This window comes from Microvirga brassicacearum (assembly GCF_008757455.1).
GTDB lineage: Bacteria > Pseudomonadota > Alphaproteobacteria > Rhizobiales > Beijerinckiaceae > Microvirga > Microvirga brassicacearum.
This window is the reverse complement of record NZ_VCMV01000012.1, coordinates 53,747-69,509: the sequence shown is the minus strand read 5'-3', so window position 1 is coordinate 69,509 and position 15,763 is coordinate 53,747. Positions and strand designations below refer to the sequence as shown.

21 protein-coding genes are annotated in these 15,763 nt (G+C 63.3%); 13 read left to right on the top strand and 8 right to left on the bottom strand.

Annotation, left to right across the window (positions count from 1 at the left end; all coding sequences use genetic code 11):
• Window positions 1-120 precede the first annotated feature (120 nt).
• A complete protein-coding gene (locus tag FEZ63_RS07645; RefSeq protein ID WP_150943042.1) occupies window positions 121-1,014 on the bottom strand; it encodes a LysR family transcriptional regulator in 894 nt (297 codons plus the stop codon).
• Between the two features lie 182 nt (window positions 1,015-1,196).
• Between FEZ63_RS07645 and FEZ63_RS07640 the strand changes: the two genes are divergently transcribed.
• The 7 genes from FEZ63_RS07640 (at window position 1,197) to FEZ63_RS07615 (ending at window position 8,262) form a co-directional block, all read left to right on the top strand.
• Complete coding sequence (locus tag FEZ63_RS07640; RefSeq protein ID WP_201274113.1) at window positions 1,197-2,000, top strand: alpha/beta hydrolase; 804 nt, start codon at window positions 1,197-1,199, stop codon at window positions 1,998-2,000.
• Between the two features lie 8 nt (window positions 2,001-2,008).
• A complete protein-coding gene (locus FEZ63_RS25130; RefSeq protein ID WP_201274112.1) occupies window positions 2,009-2,251 on the top strand; it encodes an alpha/beta hydrolase in 243 nt (80 codons plus the stop codon).
• Between the two features lie 86 nt (window positions 2,252-2,337).
• Window positions 2,338-3,567 carry an MFS transporter gene (locus tag FEZ63_RS07635; protein ID WP_150943041.1) on the top strand — a complete coding sequence of 410 codons (1,230 nt, stop codon included), beginning with the start codon at window positions 2,338-2,340 and terminating at the stop codon, window positions 3,565-3,567.
• Entirely contained in the window at window positions 3,564-4,040 is a 477-nt protein-coding gene (locus tag FEZ63_RS07630; protein ID WP_150943040.1) for a cyclophilin-like fold protein, read from the top strand. The genes FEZ63_RS07635 and FEZ63_RS07630 overlap by 4 nt, the downstream gene beginning before the upstream one ends.
• A 328-nt stretch (window positions 4,041-4,368) precedes the next feature.
• Window positions 4,369-5,256, top strand: coding sequence for a PhzF family phenazine biosynthesis protein (locus FEZ63_RS07625; RefSeq protein WP_150943039.1), 888 nt, complete (start codon window positions 4,369-4,371; stop codon window positions 5,254-5,256).
• Window positions 5,257-5,592: 336 nt separating this feature from the next.
• The gene (locus FEZ63_RS07620; protein ID WP_150943038.1) at window positions 5,593-6,822 is read left to right on the top strand and encodes a type II toxin-antitoxin system HipA family toxin; all 1,230 of its coding nucleotides are present in this window, start codon (window positions 5,593-5,595) and stop codon (window positions 6,820-6,822) included.
• Window positions 6,823-7,512: 690 nt separating this feature from the next.
• Window positions 7,513-8,262 carry a P-loop NTPase family protein gene (locus FEZ63_RS07615; protein ID WP_162419693.1) on the top strand — a complete coding sequence of 250 codons (750 nt, stop codon included), beginning with the start codon at window positions 7,513-7,515 and terminating at the stop codon, window positions 8,260-8,262.
• Window positions 8,263-8,360: 98 nt separating this feature from the next.
• Here the strand turns inward: FEZ63_RS07615 and FEZ63_RS07610 are convergent, their stop codons facing one another.
• Window positions 8,361-8,855, bottom strand: a complete 495-nt coding sequence (locus tag FEZ63_RS07610; protein ID WP_150943036.1) for a hypothetical protein — start codon at window positions 8,853-8,855, stop codon at window positions 8,361-8,363.
• Window positions 8,856-9,092: 237 nt separating this feature from the next.
• A complete protein-coding gene (locus FEZ63_RS24800) occupies window positions 9,093-9,233 on the bottom strand; it encodes a hypothetical protein (RefSeq protein WP_153245853.1) in 141 nt (46 codons plus the stop codon).
• A 158-nt stretch (window positions 9,234-9,391) separates the two neighbouring features.
• Between FEZ63_RS24800 and FEZ63_RS07605 the strand changes: the two genes are divergently transcribed.
• Both FEZ63_RS07605 and FEZ63_RS07600 read left to right on the top strand, forming a co-directional pair.
• Entirely contained in the window at window positions 9,392-10,345 is a 954-nt protein-coding gene (locus tag FEZ63_RS07605; RefSeq protein WP_150943035.1) for a P-loop NTPase family protein, read from the top strand.
• Between the two features lie 226 nt (window positions 10,346-10,571).
• Window positions 10,572-11,066 (top strand): hypothetical protein, encoded by a 495-nt coding sequence (locus FEZ63_RS07600; RefSeq protein ID WP_201274111.1) that lies wholly within the window; start codon window positions 10,572-10,574, stop codon window positions 11,064-11,066.
• Window positions 11,067-11,105: 39 nt separating this feature from the next.
• Here the strand turns inward: FEZ63_RS07600 and FEZ63_RS07595 are convergent, their stop codons facing one another.
• Window positions 11,106-11,483 (bottom strand): hypothetical protein, encoded by a 378-nt coding sequence (locus FEZ63_RS07595; RefSeq protein ID WP_150943034.1) that lies wholly within the window; start codon window positions 11,481-11,483, stop codon window positions 11,106-11,108.
• A 178-nt stretch (window positions 11,484-11,661) separates the two neighbouring features.
• On the opposite strand from FEZ63_RS07595, the gene FEZ63_RS07590 reads away from it, so the two are divergent.
• Window positions 11,662-11,913 (top strand): hypothetical protein, encoded by a 252-nt coding sequence (locus FEZ63_RS07590; RefSeq protein WP_150943033.1) that lies wholly within the window; start codon window positions 11,662-11,664, stop codon window positions 11,911-11,913.
• 97 nt (window positions 11,914-12,010) lie between these two features.
• Here the strand turns inward: FEZ63_RS07590 and FEZ63_RS07585 are convergent, their stop codons facing one another.
• Both FEZ63_RS07585 and FEZ63_RS07580 read right to left on the bottom strand, forming a co-directional pair.
• Window positions 12,011-12,667 carry a cold-shock protein gene (locus FEZ63_RS07585; protein WP_150943032.1) on the bottom strand — a complete coding sequence of 219 codons (657 nt, stop codon included), beginning with the start codon at window positions 12,665-12,667 and terminating at the stop codon, window positions 12,011-12,013.
• Between the two features lie 139 nt (window positions 12,668-12,806).
• Entirely contained in the window at window positions 12,807-13,475 is a 669-nt protein-coding gene (locus tag FEZ63_RS07580; protein ID WP_150943031.1) for a hypothetical protein, read from the bottom strand.
• 314 nt (window positions 13,476-13,789) lie between these two features.
• Here FEZ63_RS07580 and FEZ63_RS07575 point away from each other — a divergent pair, with 314 nt between their 5' ends.
• The 3 genes from FEZ63_RS07575 (at window position 13,790) to FEZ63_RS07565 (ending at window position 14,990) form a co-directional block, all read left to right on the top strand.
• The gene (locus FEZ63_RS07575; RefSeq protein ID WP_150943030.1) at window positions 13,790-14,290 is read left to right on the top strand and encodes a hypothetical protein; all 501 of its coding nucleotides are present in this window, start codon (window positions 13,790-13,792) and stop codon (window positions 14,288-14,290) included.
• A gap of 111 nt (window positions 14,291-14,401) precedes the next feature.
• Window positions 14,402-14,620 (top strand): hypothetical protein, encoded by a 219-nt coding sequence (locus tag FEZ63_RS07570; protein ID WP_150943029.1) that lies wholly within the window; start codon window positions 14,402-14,404, stop codon window positions 14,618-14,620.
• A 124-nt stretch (window positions 14,621-14,744) separates the two neighbouring features.
• Window positions 14,745-14,990 (top strand): DUF982 domain-containing protein, encoded by a 246-nt coding sequence (locus tag FEZ63_RS07565; protein WP_150943028.1) that lies wholly within the window; start codon window positions 14,745-14,747, stop codon window positions 14,988-14,990.
• 75 nt (window positions 14,991-15,065) lie between these two features.
• Here the strand turns inward: FEZ63_RS07565 and FEZ63_RS07560 are convergent, their stop codons facing one another.
• Together FEZ63_RS07560 and FEZ63_RS07555 are read right to left on the bottom strand one after the other, a co-directional pair.
• Entirely contained in the window at window positions 15,066-15,461 is a 396-nt protein-coding gene (locus tag FEZ63_RS07560) for a type II toxin-antitoxin system VapC family toxin (RefSeq protein WP_150943027.1), read from the bottom strand.
• Window positions 15,458-15,703, bottom strand: a complete 246-nt coding sequence (locus FEZ63_RS07555; RefSeq protein ID WP_150943026.1) for a type II toxin-antitoxin system Phd/YefM family antitoxin — start codon at window positions 15,701-15,703, stop codon at window positions 15,458-15,460. Before FEZ63_RS07555 ends, FEZ63_RS07560 begins: the two co-directional genes overlap by 4 nt.
• Window positions 15,704-15,763 lie beyond the last annotated feature (60 nt).

Sequence of the window (15,763 nt, the reverse complement as noted above, 5' to 3'; positions counted from 1 at the left end):
TTACTGTCGATAAGCAGACGTTCACTGCGAGCTTCGAAGGTCAAACTCTGACCCAAGCGGGCATTTCATGGAACAGCGCACCGCTGCCACTACAGCCTACGGGCCGAGGGTTTGCTGCATTCAGCCGCGAAAGCGAAGCGCTTCCAGCACGACAGCAAAAGCGGGGGCATGTTGCCGGCTGCTTGGGTAAAAGAGGTGGTAGCCCGGGTACGGTTCACACCAATCTTCCAGTACGCGTACGAGCTGCTTTTTCGCAATCTGCTCTCCGACGAGGTCCTCGGGCAGGTAAGCCAGCCCAAGCCCGTCCAAGACGGCACTGCGTGCGAGCTCCAGGCTGTGGACCGCAACCTGCCCCTCGACGCGCACGTTGATTTCGCGGCCGCGCTTCTCGAACTCCCAGGGAAAATACCCACCTCGCGTAACCCGTCGCAGGTTGATGCAGCGGTGATTGGTGAGGTCTTCGGGACGCTTTGGCACAGGATGAGTCTTAAAATAATCCGGCGTTCCGACGATCGCCTGCCGCATTTCCGGGCCGATGCGCACCGCGATCATATCCTTTTCGACGAACTCGCCCACCCGGACGCCGGCATCGAAACGTGCGCTCACAATGTCGGTCAGACCCTCGTCAGTCACGAGCTCGATCGTAATGTCGGGATAGTCGCGCATTACTTTCGATAGCCGTGGCCAGAGCACGGTCTCGGCCGCATGCTGGGTCGACGTGATGCGGACGACGCCTGATGGCTTGTCCCTCAGCTCCGTGAGCGCCAGGAGACTTCCTTCGATCTGCGCGAATTGCGGCTCGATGCTGCGAAGAAGGCGCTCGCCGGCCTCGGTAGGCGCGACGCTGCGGGTGGTCCGGTTCAGGAGCCGCAGGCCCAGCCGCTCCTCGAGCCCTCTCATGGCTTGGCTCAGGGCCGGCTGGGAGACGCCGAGCCGGACCGCAGCCCGGGTGAAACTGCCCTCGCGCGCGACGGTGATGAATGCGACCAGATCGCTGACGTTCTCCCGAACCATTCATAAGCCTCACTTATAGCCCCAAGATAGATATAGCATCTAATTCTATGAGTGCGCAGCCGCTAAATTGAATTCTGTGCCGAGCGATGAGCTTGGTCCGAACCGTATCCGGGCTGGTGGTGGATGAACACAAGCCCCACCGGACGGATAAGCCCCCATGGAATTCAAGGAAGGACGATGAGATGAAGGAACTAGCCCTAAGCCTCGCCATTTTGCTGGGATCCGTGTCCGGCTTCGCTGTCAGCGCCTCTCCGGCATTGGCTCAGGACATGTCGAACGGTGCTGCCAACTTCTACAAGAGCGATCGGGTCGACGTGAAGAGCGTGACCTTCCGGAATCAATACAACATGAAGGTGGCGGGTCATCTCTTCACGCCCAAGGACATGCAGCCGAATGCCAGGTTGGCCGCGATCGTCGTCGGGCACCCGATGGGCGCGGTGAAGGAGCAGAGCGCCGATCTCTACGCCACCAAGATGGCCGAGCAGGGATTCGTGACGCTCTCCATCGACCTGTCCTTCTGGGGCGAGAGCGAGGGCACGCCCGGTCACCTCGTCGCCCCGGACATCTATTCCGACGATTTCAGCGCCGCGGTTGATTTTCTGAGCACGCAATCCTTCGTCGACCAGGAGCGCATCGGTGCGCTCGGCATTTGTGGCAGCGGCAGCTTCGTCGTCAGCGCGGCCAAGATCGATCCGCGCATGAAGGCGATCGCAACCGTCAGCATGTACGACATGGGCGCCGCCTTCCGGAACGGGTTGAAGAAGTCAGTCACATTGGAGCAGCGCAAGGACTTCATCCAGAAGGCGACGGCTCAGCGCCTGGTCGAATTCGCCGGCGGTGAGACGCAGTACATTCCGGGCACGGTCAACGAGCTCACCGAGAGCACCGATCCGATCCAGCGCGAGTTCTTCGATTTCTACCGGACGCCAAGAGGCGCTTACACCCCGAAGGGGCAGCAGGCGGAACTGCGACGAAGCCGACCCTGAGCAGCGCGGTGAAGTTCATGAACTTCTACCCGTTCAACGACATTGAGACGATCTCACCGCGACCGATGCTCTTCATCACTGGCGACAAGGCGCATTCGCGGGAGTTCAGCGAGGATGCCTACAAGCGGGCGGGCGAGCCGAAGGAACTCTACATCGTTCCGAACGCAGGTCATGTCGATCTCTATGACCGGGTGGACCTGATCCCGTTCGGGAAGCTGACCGACTTCTTCCGCGGCAACCTGAGCTCGTAAGCGACCCAGGGCCTTACGAATACTTCAATGCAGCACGTCCCGCAGCCGACAAGGACGCTGGACGTGCTTCTCAACACGGACCAATCATGAAGCACGGAGGCACCACGGCAACCAGCCCATCCGCCCCGGCGACAGCTTCGTGGGGCGCCGTCTTCGCGCTAACGCTCTGTGTTGCGACGCTGATTGCCTCCGAGTTCATGCCGGTCAGCCTCCTGACCCCGATCGCCTCCGACCTCGGTGTGAGCGAGGGAATGGCGGGCCAGGCAATCGCCGTTTCCGGGCTGTTCGCCGTCCTGACCAGCCTGTCGATCTCCAGTCTCACGCGCGGCATCGACCGCCGTGTGGTGCTGCTGAGCCTCACGCTGGTGATGATCCTCTCGGGCGTGATGGTCGCCTTCGCGCCGAATACCGCCGTCTTCATGGCGGGACGAGCGCTCGTTGGCGTCGTCATCGGCGGGTTCTGGTCGATGTCGGCAGCGACGGTCATGCGCATGGTGCCGGAATCCCAGGTGCCGCGCGCCCTTGGCCTCCTCAATGGCGGCAACGCGCTTGCGGTCACGATCGCGGCGCCGTTGGGAAGTTTCCTTGGCCAGTATATCGGCTGGCGCGGTGCGTTCTTCGCTGTCGTGCCGCTCGCGGCCATAACGCTCGCCTGGCTGTTCGCCAGCCTGCCGTCGATGCCGGCGAAGACGGAGAGAAGCGGGACCGTCTTCCGCGTCTTGCGCCGCCGCACCGTTCCGCTTGGCATGGCCGCAGTCTCATTACTCTTCATGGGCCAATTCGTCCTCCAGACTTACCTGCGCCCCTTCCTCGAGACGGTGACCGCAGTGAACACGTCGATGCTCTCTCTGATCCTTCTCGTCATCGGCGGGGCCGGCGTGGTCGGAACCTACCTGATTGGGCTCCTGTTCAAGACGCGGCTCTACAGCCTGCTGATCGTCCTGCCGCTGCTCATGGCAGTCATCGGAGGTACCCTGACCCTGCTCGGTCATTCACCGTTCGCGACGACGTCGCTGCTTGCGATGTGGGGGCTGATCGGCACTGCGGCACCGGTCGGCTGGTGGACCTGGCTCAGCAAGGCGCTTCCTGATGATGCCGAAGCGGGTGGCGGCCTTATGGTCGCCGCGGTTCAGCTCGCGATCGCGATCGGCGCATCGTCCGGCGGCTGGCTGTTCGACCACGAGGGATATCAGGCGACCTTTGCGTTCAGTGCACTCGTTCTCGTGATCGGTGCTGCCGTTGCAGGTCTTTGTGCCTACCGGGTTCGGTCGGATATCTCCGGACGGAGTCAGTCATTGGAGGAGTGCCTGCCATGACGGAGAACTCATTCTCGCCGCTTCGCCGTGCGCTGCTCGGGGCGATGTTCGCGAGCGTTGCCTTGCCCAGACCATCCTTCGCCCAACAGAGGAACGTGCCAACACGTCAGGAACCGACCGACATGAGAATAAGGTTGACCTTCAACGGGAAGAGCATGACCGCGACCCTGTACGACAATCCGTCAGCGCGCGATCTTGTGTCCCTCCTGCCGCTGGACCTGACGATCGACAACTACGGGAAGAACGAGAAGATTGCCTACCTCCCGCGCAAGCTCACGGAAGAGGGAAGCGGGCCGTTCGGCAACGAGGCAGCCGGCGATCTGTGCTACTTCGCGCCGTGGGGGAACCTAGCCCTGTTCTACGCCGGCTATCGCTGGTCGGAAGGGTTGATCCGCCTCGGCCGCTTCCAGGGTAGTTTCGAGCCGTTGCTCGTGCGGGGGAAATTCCCGCTCAGGATCGAGCGAATTCCCTGAACGGGCGTTGGCGGCGCATGAAACCTTGTGTAGGCATTATCGGGTGCCATACGACCGTTTGTGGCACATCTGCGAAGTAGGTCGATGTCCGCTCGAGCGGGGAGTAGCGGACCCTTCCAAGGCGCCCGCAATTTCCTCGGATGACCCAGTGCAGACTTCGGGGTGAACGACCGGTGGCTCTAGACGTTGCAACGCCAAAGACAGAAAGCCGATCAGGCCAGCTCCGACAAACAGCAAAGGTGATCAGTCACATTCCGTCGCTGAATTAGTTTTCATCCGGCTTGGCTGATAGGAAATGGTTGAATCCGCTCCGTCTTTGGAACCTGCCATGCCCCGCTTTCCGTATGAGACTGTAGACGTCTTCACCGACCGCCCCTTCGGTGGAAATCCGCTGGCTGTCGTTACCGATGCGCGCGGGCTTTCCGACGCACAGATGCAGGCGCTCGCGGCGGAGATGAACTACAGCGAGACAACGTTCGTCCTGCCCGCCGACGATCCGGTTAATGATGCCCGTGTGCGCATCTTCCATCGCACGGCTGAGATGCCCTTTGCTGGCCATCCCAATGTCGGCACGGCTTATGTGCTGGCGCGCCATGGCCGGGACCGCGGCGGTGTGCTGCGGTTCGAGCAGAAGGCTGGCCTCGTCGAGATCGCTGTGGAGCGTGATGCAGTTGGAGCGGTGACAGGGGCAGCTATTGCGGCGCCGCAGGCCTTGTCCCTCGGTATGGAGTTGCCGATCGCCGAGATCGCCGCCTGCGTCGGGCTTTCAAGTGACGATATCGCTACAGCAGCCCACAAGCCGGTGAACGCCTCCGTCGGCGTCAAGTTCGTGCTGACGCAGGTCGAGCCGGAAGCTCTTGCCAGAGCGACGCCTGATCTCGCCGCTTTTCGCAAGCTCGTGCGGCTGCATGGAGAACTGGCCGGACGCTTGTCGCTGTTCCTCTATGCGCGTGATGGCAACACGATCCGAGCACGGATGTTCGCACCACTCGCAGGCACCTGGGAAGACCCGGCGACGGGAAGCGCCAGCGCCACGCTCGGCGCTCTGCTGCTCTTGCTTGATGGTGGAGACAAGGCCGCCTTCACCATCACACAGGGCGTCGAGATGGGCCGGCCGAGCTTGCTCAAGGTGACGTCGTGGCGCGCCGAGGATGGCTATCACTCGCGTGTCGGCGGCAGTTGCATCCCGATGTTCCGGGGCGAAGCGCTGCTTTAGACGACCGAGTGCGCGAGGAGCGTCTTTCCGGGACATAAAACGGAACCCGGGAAGAGCCGCTCCTGGCACATTCCGGAAGTACATCGAACGTCCACTTACGGCGCGAAGCGGTCATCGCGACATGGCCTACGGAAGTCGGTTTTGGGTCAGACCGAGGCGGGGGTAAGACCTTAGGTGAAGGTCCGCTTCCGCATTTCCTTTCCTCGGTCACAAATGCGCGTAACCTGACCGGTCGGGCGTCGCAGCTTTCTGCGGACTGAATTATTTTTGGGCTAAAATACGAGATGTAGTCAGAGTAATTCGAAAATCCCTTTAAACAAAAACCAAGAGTTCCTTATGTGGCGCGTATCGTCTTCCGGTCGTCTGGATCATCTCACCGTCTTCAAGGCGGCAGATGGTAGATATGTCGCGGCGGGCGAGCTGACTTTTGAGGGCAGGGGGTCTGTTCGGCCTGGCCGCTTCCGCTACGCCCGCGAGTATCTGGAGCGTCCGGAGGCGGCGGCGATCGACCCCATTAACTTGCCTAGGGTCAGACGCTCGTTTGCCGGCGTGCCGGAGGTGCCGCTCGCCTGTCTCGATGCCGGGCCGGAAGGCTTTGGCCGAAACGTCCTCGCTATGGCCTTTGAGGCATGCAGTCTTGGTGCCGGAGAGTTCCTGGCTCTCGGCAGCAGCGATCGCACCGGCGACCTGGCATTCGGCGCTTCGGCTGAGAGGGGACCCGGAATCTGGCGCCCAGAGGATCTCTCGCCCGCCGAGCATCCGATGCTCGTCAATGACCTCGAAGCGTTGATGGCCGCGGCGATGGCTGCGGATGAGGGCCGCGCCACCGCGGATGAGTTGGCTTTGCTTGTGCGGACAAGCGCCGATGTCGGAGGGGCGCGTCCAAAGGTGCGTTGGCGCGACGGGGACGGGGAGTGGATTGCGAAGTTCCCGACCTGGAGCGACAGGTTCGACGATCCGCGCGTTGAGGCTGTCTGTCTCGATGTGGCGGCGGCTGCCGGCATTCCGGTGCCGGAACGCCGCCTGGTCACGATCACCGGCCGTTCGGTCTTGCTCGTGCGGCGCTTCGATCGATCGGAAACAGGGAGGCCGTTCGGCTATCTCAGTTTCGGGACGCTTCTGACAGAGCTGCCGGGCAGCTATGGGACGACCAAAACCTATGCGGATATGGTCGCAGTCGCGCGGTCGATCGGTGTCCCGGCGCCGGAGACGGACATCTTCCGGCGCCTCCTCGTCAACGCCTTCCTGCACAACACCGACGATCATCTGCGCAACCATGCGGTGATCAACAAGGGCAGCCACTGGGAGCTCTCGCCGGCGTTCGATATCGTTCCCTATCTCGGCCGCAAGCAGCATGTCTGCGCGCCGGCACCGGGAATTTCAGCGGAACGGGATGTGGCGACGGCATTCTCCACATACCCGGCCTTCGGGCTCAAACGGGACGCGGCCGAGCAGGTTCTTGACGAAGTGAGGAGTGCGGCCCTGCGGTTGCCGGATTTCATGGACCAGCGGGAGGTAAGCGGTGCTGACCGTGCTCTTCTGAACCCACTGTTAACATCAAGCTAGAGATCTGGTCTGTCGAAGGGTGACACCGTTGTCGGCCAATGATCAATTGCCGGAGTGATCCTGCGCCGGGTGTCGTCGAAGGTGAGTTCGTCGGTGGGTCATCCGACGGGGCAAACACCTGTTTTAGTTTCGTCACGAGACGCATCAGCAAACGCTGGATCACGCCGACCTGCCGATGCCGGTTGCCTCAGTCCAAGCCTCAAGCGCGCAAGCGGGGTCCGGCGATGGTCGGCGGCAGAGGAGCATTGCAGCACGGCGGACGCGGCTGGCACGCGATCGTGAAACGTGAGGAAGCGTTGGGTCGGTCTGGAGCATCCGCGGCGCCGGCTGGGCCGAACCATAGTCTCCGACGGAACGAGAAAAGGTCAAAGCAGAGGGTTGGCGAGGGAAGAGACCAGTAAAATCCCAGGAAGAACGTCTTCAGAGTGCGGGCCTTCATCCAGGCTCCGCCGGGGTCGCGACGGTCTTGGCTTCCTCCGGCAAAGAGGCGCGTCAGAGGGCGCGCTCGCCGTCCCCAAACCGAAGGAGACTTTCATGGTGACACTCTCGTCACAGACACCCCGATTCAGTGAGCAACAGCTCGCAGCCGGGATCAAAGCCGGGGTGCGCGGCCAGGACGCTGCTGCCGATGCCATCGGGGCGGAGGTCACGCAACGCGCGTTCTCGCGCCCAGCCGATCGACCGATCGGTGTGTTTCTGCTGGCCGGCCCCGATCGGCAGAGCAAGGCCCGGATCGTCAGCAGCCTGGAAGAAACGCTGCAGTGGGACGGTGCTGGCTACGATCTATCAGCGCGATCGGGTCAGGATCCCGAAGCGCTGTTTCAATCCGGTGGTGCGGTGGACCCGCGCGACGAGGCGACGACAACTCTCGTCGACCATTTGAAGACCCATCCGGGAGCGATGATTGTTCTCGGCGCGATCACCAAGGCGCATCCGGCGATCATCACCCGGTTGCAGACAGCCTGGAGGACGGGTGTGCTTCACGACAGTGAGAATGAAGCCATCTCACTCGCAGGAACGACGTTCATGCTGGTGACCAATGTTGCCGAGGAGCCGGTCGGTCAGCTCGCCCGCGATGAGACCGATCCGGACCGGCTGCATGTCGCCAGTCTCAGGATGCTGCTCGATGCGGGCTTTCCTGCCTCGCTCCTGACCAGCATTAACCGCGTCTTCTGCCTGCGCAGGAACACGGCCGGGGAGCAGGTTCGAGCTTTGTATCGGTGGATCGTCATGCAGATTGAAGCCCACGGATTTCAGTACAAGCCCGGCGACATCGATGCCAGGATTCTGGTCGAGTGGATGGATCCGCCTGTCGGGGAATCTGCGGCTGAACTCGAAAATCAGCTGATCGAACTTTTGACGAAGGCCAGGGCTGAGGGGGAGACGGAGTTCCAGCTGATCTTTGACAACTGGGAGAGTGATGCCGTCCCGGAAGACTGATCAAGGCGGTCAACCCGTCCAACCGGCCGCCCGGCGGTTGTATCCGCCAAGGCGATGCGAGCCGATGATCCGGACGCTCCGTTGCGGCTCCTCGCCACCTAACGGAGGACCACCGGCAGACGGCGCTTCCATTTCTCGGCGCGCGACAGCGCGGCGGCGATCCTGCGCGTGCGATAAATCGGATCGATCGGCGGTGGGATTGCCGCTTGCGGACGGTCGGATTCGGCCGCCTCGTTCCCGACAGGACGGTCGCTTGTCAGTTTTGCAACCGCAACGCGCTTGGCGCCTGACGTCAGCGCGGGTGCCCGAGGAAGCGTCGTCTCGACCGGCGGGGCAGGGCGGATGACCGCGGTGGTCTCCGCCACTGGCGGTTTGGAAGGAAGCTCGTCTTGCGGCAGTGCCGGCAAAACGCGCCGCGGCGCCGGCTCATTCGGCGGGATGTTGTCTTCGGACCGGCTCGTCCTCACCTGCGGCAATGCCCGCGATAGCTTTTGAGGGTTCTCGGCGGCCGCGAAGGCCGATTTCCAGTCGAAGGCGCCGGCTTTGCGGCGGCCTTTGATCTCGACGGTAAACGCGCGGTGCTGGCGAAGCATTCCATTCCTTACTGTTTGTAGACCCGTGTCGCTGACGCGTGCCGCACTCCGGCCTGAAGACCTCGGCACCCGGAGATCGCTTTCTTTGGAAAAAGGTGCCGGTTACGGAAACCTCCGAACCCTGACAGAAAATCCGGGCCTGCTGGCCCGGCAAGTTTGAGGGGATCGGCCTGGTCACGGCGGACCGGGGAGGGGACGGTCACTCCTGCGACTCAAGCCCTCTCCAGATAGGTCCGATCATACCGTCCTTGCAAGGGCCGTCGCATGAAAACCGGTGAACTCCCAATGCCGAACTGCCGCACAGGCCGTGAGCGGGGTCATGCCGCCGCTGGTGATGACGGCGGAGAGCCTGACGCCGCCGCCAGAAGAGAGAAGCATAAAATCAATCAAACGCAACAGACGACAAAAGGAGAGGCATCTTAAATCCCGGAAGAACCAAGATATCTCAGACAGACCATTAGCAAGATTCATATTCAACCGGCGCCGAAGCCATCGACGCAAATTCCAATACTCGAAACCACCCTAGGAACCACTTGATGAAAACTCCTCCGAAGCGCAATCCCGTGGCGCCCGCGCCGTCGGCCGCCATGATTGCCGATGCCCTTGGCAGCGCCGTGATCGGGCATGACGCAACGCTTCTCGCGCTCGCCGCCGAACTGCGCGATCAGCTCACGCTGGCCAAGCCCACACAACCGACAGGCATCTTCCTCCTTGCCGGTCACGACCTCGCCCATGTGAAAGACGCGATCGCCTGCGGCGTTGCCAAAGTCCTTGGCTACGACTGGAACCTCTACAATCTCGCCGACCCGGAGCTGTCCGCCGCCCGGCTGTTCAAGTCCGGGCCGACGGGTCCGCGTCCGGGATCGTTGACTCATCAGCTGATGACCGCGCCGCATTCGGTCATCATCCTCGATGGGATTGAACAGGCTGACCCGCATGCGCTCGAGCGCCTGATGGCGTGCTGGTGTAGTGGCTTTATTCTCGACACGGCGGGAATTCGAATTCCGATCGATGCGGCGATCTTTGTACTGATGACTGCCGTTGCGCAGGAGAGCGTGAGTCAGCTCGCCCGCGCCGGCCTGTCGGCTGACCACAAGCACATCGCCTGCCTCAAGCTTTTGTCCGACGCGGGTCTTTCGGCGGCGCTGCTGCGCCGTGTCGACGCCGTCTTCTGCCTCGAGGGTTTGAGCCTGCCAGAACTGGCTCAGGCGTGCCGACGCCGTCTCGAACAGCAGGTCGCTTCGCACGGGCTGACCCTGGCGAAGGACGGTCTCGATGCCGAAGTGCTCGCTGGCGCCATGACCTCGGCGCTTGGCGTCTCGGCAGGGGCGTTCCAGCGTCGCTGCGCGACCCTCGACCTGCGCCTCGCAGAGATCCGCAAGGCCGGCGCCACGCGCGTCCGGCTGGTGATGGACGGCGACGACATCGGCGTCGTCCCGGTCGCGCCGGCGGCGGTCGCCAAAAAAGGAACGCGCCCGCTGAACAGCTAGGAGTAAGACGCTCGTTTGAGGCATCCGGCGAGAAAGTCATGTCGCCCGAGCCAAAACCAGCACGTTTCGATTCCCGGACCGATCACCAAGCCGCGCCAACAGCGAAACGCCTTGCGCTCGCGATCGCGGTGAACCATTCCATGTTTCAAAGAAGAGTCTCCATGACACCCTCCACCATCAGCTTTTGCCCGCTGCAGTCCGCACCGAACCCGGCAAGGCTCCGCCGATGACCGGCCCCAGTCTTGATCATGCGGCGCGGCTTGAGGCGAACGCGCTCATCGACCGTCTCGTCACTGACGGCGCCACATTTTCGTCCGCCGACGCGCGCCGGTTGATTGACCTTGTTCCGGTGACGCGGGCCGCGAAGTTCTCGTTTATCGGGACCCTCATGAGCCCGGGCCGCCACTTCAAGGGCGAGGCCGCCGGAATCGGCGATGTGACGATGACCGAGGAGGGGAGGGAACGACGCATCGCGCTGAAGGCGCCGCCGGTCCACCGCATCGGCGGCTATGAGGTGACCCATGCGCCGGGCGAGATCCGCATCGACCTGATGTGGCATCACACCCGCTTCGATCAGACCGGACAAAGCTGCACGCTTCTCTACGACACCAGGACCGGCGCACCGCAAGAGATGCGGATCGCGCAACAGAAGACCCTGCAGCTGCTCTTTATCCAGCTGGCCTATGTCTCCTATGGGCCCTGGAAGACGCCGCTTTCCTGAATGAAGATTGGGTGATCGCATCGCGCAGGGCGAGGCTGCCTAGCGCGCCCGCTCGCGGAGCAGGCCTGCTGCAGACAGCTGAGGGGCCACGCCGCCCTTATGGCCGCCGGTGATCACGTCCTGAAACACATCGACGGCGGCGATCGCCCGCCGCCGTGACAGCGCGATCAGCTCGAAATCGCGGACAACAAAGCGATTCGTGACATCGACCAGCCGCCGACACCGAGCGGCGATCCCGCGCTGGGCTTCCTCGAGCTCGGAATGCGGCGCGACCCCGAAGGCGGCGTCGGCACAGGCGGCGAGCACCGCGCCGATCAGATCGTCTCCGGCGTCAAGACCGGTGTAACCCAGGATCCGGCTGCGGGCGCGATCGAGCGCGAGCTTGATCTGACGGGCGTCGGCGACGGCATCGTTCAACGGGCAATATCCAGTCGAAGGACAGGTTTGTGGCGAGTCGCCAAGCGCGGCGCCGCCAGCATGACAGATTGTCGTCGAATCGGACCATACCGGAATCGGTCGCCTCTGAGAACGCCCGCGGCCTCTGCCACGTCCCATTCGCGCTTGCCGATCGTCGCGAAAGGCTCATAAACCGGCGATGCCCTATTCCCTGACCCGACTCGCGCCGGGAAGCTATGATCTTCATTACGATAGCCGCATCATCGGCAGCGTCGTTCGCACCTCGGGCGAGCAGGTGCGCTGGTTTGTCGAGCTTTTGCGCGATCTGCCGCCGGCCGAGCGGCCGGCGCCATTCCGCGAGCTCGAACATGAATTCGCGACACTCGAGGAAATTCGCGCCTGGCTCGGCATCGCCGGCGATCGCAATCCCGGCGATGCCGCGACCCCTTGACGGTCATGAACGAGAAAACCCGTGCCGCGGAGTTGCAAGCGGTGAGGGGACAGACCACGAGCCACAACGCAGCGGCGACGCCAGATCGTCGGATCGATCAGAGTAGGCTGAGCGCGCCGATCTCATTGCCCTTGCGGCCCGCCATCACTGCAACCCGAACCGGTTGGCCCGGCGCGACGGCACTGATGCCAGTCCTCTGCAGGACCGAGACATGCACAAATAGGTCCTTGGGCTCACCCGCGACGGTGACAAAGCCAAAGCCCCTGACGGGATCGAACCATTTGACGATACCGTCGCGGTCGGGAGTTGCGGCTCCCGTGCTCGATTCTGGTTGAGGATGCCGTTCCCGCCCGAGAAAGGCGGGCCGGTCAGGACGGAGCAGCCGCCGCGGCTCGGGTGCGGCGGTATTGGAATCGACGCTGATGATCGCGGCCACCTGCGGACCTTTCGGACCGGGATTCAGGCGGGCGACAATGGTGACGCCGGGCTCAAGGCTGCGGTAACCGGCTGCCTCGAGCGCTCGCGCCGGCAGAAACGCCTCGCCCAAGTCGTCGGCGAGGGCGACAAAACCGAATCCCTTGTCGGGATTGAACCACTTGACCCGAGCCGTCACGCCGGCGCCGGCCTCCGGCAGGGACGTCGACGGCAGTCTCGGTCGCACCGGTGGCGGAGACGGCGGCGCGTCGCCCCATGAATCCTCGGCATGGCGGGTGCTGGAGCGGTCGCGCTCCCGATGCGAATTTCCGCGTCCCATGATCGCTCCTGATCGACCTTTTGTTTGTGGTTTGTGGAGGGTGGTCTTAGCCGCCGCGCGGCCTCATGCCAAAGCCTTTTGGCCGAAGCTGTCGGCAAGCCGCTGCGGGAATATGCGCTCCGTCATCGTGTGGCGAGGGTCACCGGCGCTGCGGCTGCAGCGAGCGGGCGAGCTCACGGATGACGTCGTCCTCGATTTTCGTGACCTCGGGATCGTCGGTCTCCGCCGGCTTGCGCTCCGGAGCCGGGCGCGGCCTCTCGACCGGCGCCGTCAGGGCCCGGGCAGCCTGGCGCGAGGCGCGGTTCTCAAGCGTATCGAGCAGGCTGTCGAGTCCGGCATTGCTGACGGTGATCTCGCGCGCCTCCGGCAGGCCCTGCAAGGCGAGGGTGCCGCTGCGATAACCCGCGTCGTCGCTGACCTCGGGCCCGAACCAGTCCGGCGGCGCGAAGGCGCGGGCTTCTTCGTCACTGTCAAAGTCGACGGTGACGAGGTCGAGAAGCCCCGGCGTAACGATACGGCTCAGCCGCACCGGGCGGCGGTCAAGCATCAGGCTGGTTTGCAGGCAATCGATGCGCCCTGCGGTGACCGCCATCAGCGCGTCGGCATGAGCACGCGGGATTTCGGTGCGATCAGCGCTGCCATCGAGGGTGCTTGTCACGATGAGGGACGCCGTCTCGCCGGCGATCTCGACCGAGGTGCCGCGCTCCGGCGTGACTGGAAAATGCCCCTCCATGATCCTTGAACCGCCTTCGGCGCGGGCAGCGAGGCGGGCAAACGGCGCCGCAACGAGGAAGATGCGCTGGCTCATCCGGTTTTTGCTTTCCATCCCAGAGGTCGGTCGTGGCTGTGCCAGCGACCCGTTTCGATAAAGCGTAGCGTAACGGAAGGCCGTGCGGGAAGCGGTTATTTCGGATCAGCTCCCGCCCCGAGAGTGGGCTGACCTGTTTGGGATTCTTTGCGCCACGGCACTTGGGGCGTAGCGCTACCGGTTTTGCCGCAGGCAAATGTCGAGAATTTGCGAGATTTGCGCGTAGTCAACGCACATGACCCGCAGGAAGGAGCGCTTGCCCGTGTCCTGTGAGATCTGCCTACATTTCCGCCTTCCGATGGACCCCCGCTTTGATGAACCGCTTGCCCGCTGCCATCGTGGCTCTTTTCCTCACACTGCCGGCTGGGGCGGCGAACGGCGCCTCGCTTTCTGACACCCTGTGGCACTGCAGCCGGGCGAGTGACCAGTCCCGCTTTGTCATCGTGTTTCACGCCGATGGCGGCGTCGGCGGTGGCGAGATTCAGAACGGTGCGGTCAGTCCCTATCTGTTTGATACCTCCCGCGCGCCGGCGGGACGATGGCGGGGATCGTGGGAGGAGCGCGAAGGCCGTTTTCGCTGGACCTTTCCCGACCAGCGCCTCGTCATCACCGGCCGGATCGACTCCTCCAGACAGGCGACAAGGCTGGTCGGATCGGAACAGCGTGCGGACGTCACCGCGACAATTGCCTGCCGGCGACTGCGCCGGCTGCCGCCGATGGGCAGCGGCTTCGTCATCCCGACCGATGGACAGTTCATGGAGGCGGAGAGCGGGGAGAGCGTGCTGAAGGTTCCGGCCAGAAGCTCGCTGCCGTGAATGGGCAAAGTCAGCGAACCGGCCTCGACAAACCGTCGTCGGCCCCGTTTACTCCGCGGCAACAGCAGTCAAGGACTGCGGCAACGTGAATGAGTCGATAAGGGGCAGGGGATGAGCAATCATCCGGAGGGCGAGCGCGTGGTCGAGCTCGTCGAACACCAGGGCCACAAGATCCGGCTCCGGCGCACTGCCGCCGACTGGATCGCCTTCGTCGCCCGCCGCCGCGAGCGCCCGGTGGTCATCCTCGCCTCCGACCGCGAGGCGCTGCTGGCAAAAGCCTTCACCTGGATCGACCAAGAGGCCGGGCAGCCTGGTAAGGGGAGCGATTGACTGCCACTGCCTGCCGGTTGGACAGTCTTGACGTCACTGCATCGCTGCCGGCGGCCGTCAGGTCCGAAAGGGTTAGTCCCAGCCGGGACGCAGCTTTCCGCCGGCATCGTGGTAGAATAGCGCCATGACAGGACAGGCATTCTCAGGGCCGGTGGTGGTCTGTACCAGAGCAGGCCGCCGCATCGTTTCCCGGGTCGACGAGGCGGCCGAAATCCTGCTCTACGAGGTTCCCGGGATGGCGCAGGGCGACCACCTTGTCCGCACCGCCATGAAGGCCTGTCATGACGTCTTGCAGGGCAGGGGCGAGCTCGAAAACGCACGGACCATCTTTGAAGCTGCCATGCGCGAGGTGGGACTTCTGGCTGATTGACCGGTTGCCGGCGATCGTCCCGGCGTCGCCGAGCCTTCCGATAAGCTCGGCCGATTGTCCGGCGGCTGGACAATCTTACCGCGGTCCGACCAGCCGGATGGGTCCTGGATATGTCGCCACGATCGCATCGGCGGTCACCAGAGCAATCCCTTCCACCGTCGCCTGAGCGATCAACATGCGGTCAAACGGATCCTTGTGAATCGGCGGCAGGCTTTCGATCGAGACGGCATGCTCGCTGGTGACCGGCAGTTCGCCGTAACCGTTGTCACGGAGGCCGCGACGCAGGAGCCGCGGCTCGACCACGAAGTCGGGCCGGCCGAGCCCGCGTTTGATGGCGATCTCCCACAGGCTCGCGGCACTGAACATCAGCTCGTTGACAGGATCGTCGAGAAGTGCCCGCGCCGCGTCGGAAAGTCTGTCCGGCATTCCGGCGGCCCAGAGCAGGACATGCGTGTCGAGCAAGAGTTTCACGGTTCTGCGCCGAACAAGGCGGCGATTTCGTCGGCGCCGATCTGATCAAAATCGTCCGGGACCTTGAGATGGCCCTCCAAAAATCCAAGACGACGGATCTGCCCGCCCTCCGGAGCGTCGACCGGGCTGACCCGCACGAGCGGCTTTCCTGCCTTGGCGATCACGAAGGGGTCGCCTTTGGCGGCGTTCTCGACGAGGCGGGAGAGATGGGTCTTCGCCTTATGAATATTGACGATTTCCATGGGCAATCTCTAGACTTAGTTTATTGAACTTAGTCAATGATAGATGTCACGTCAACCTCG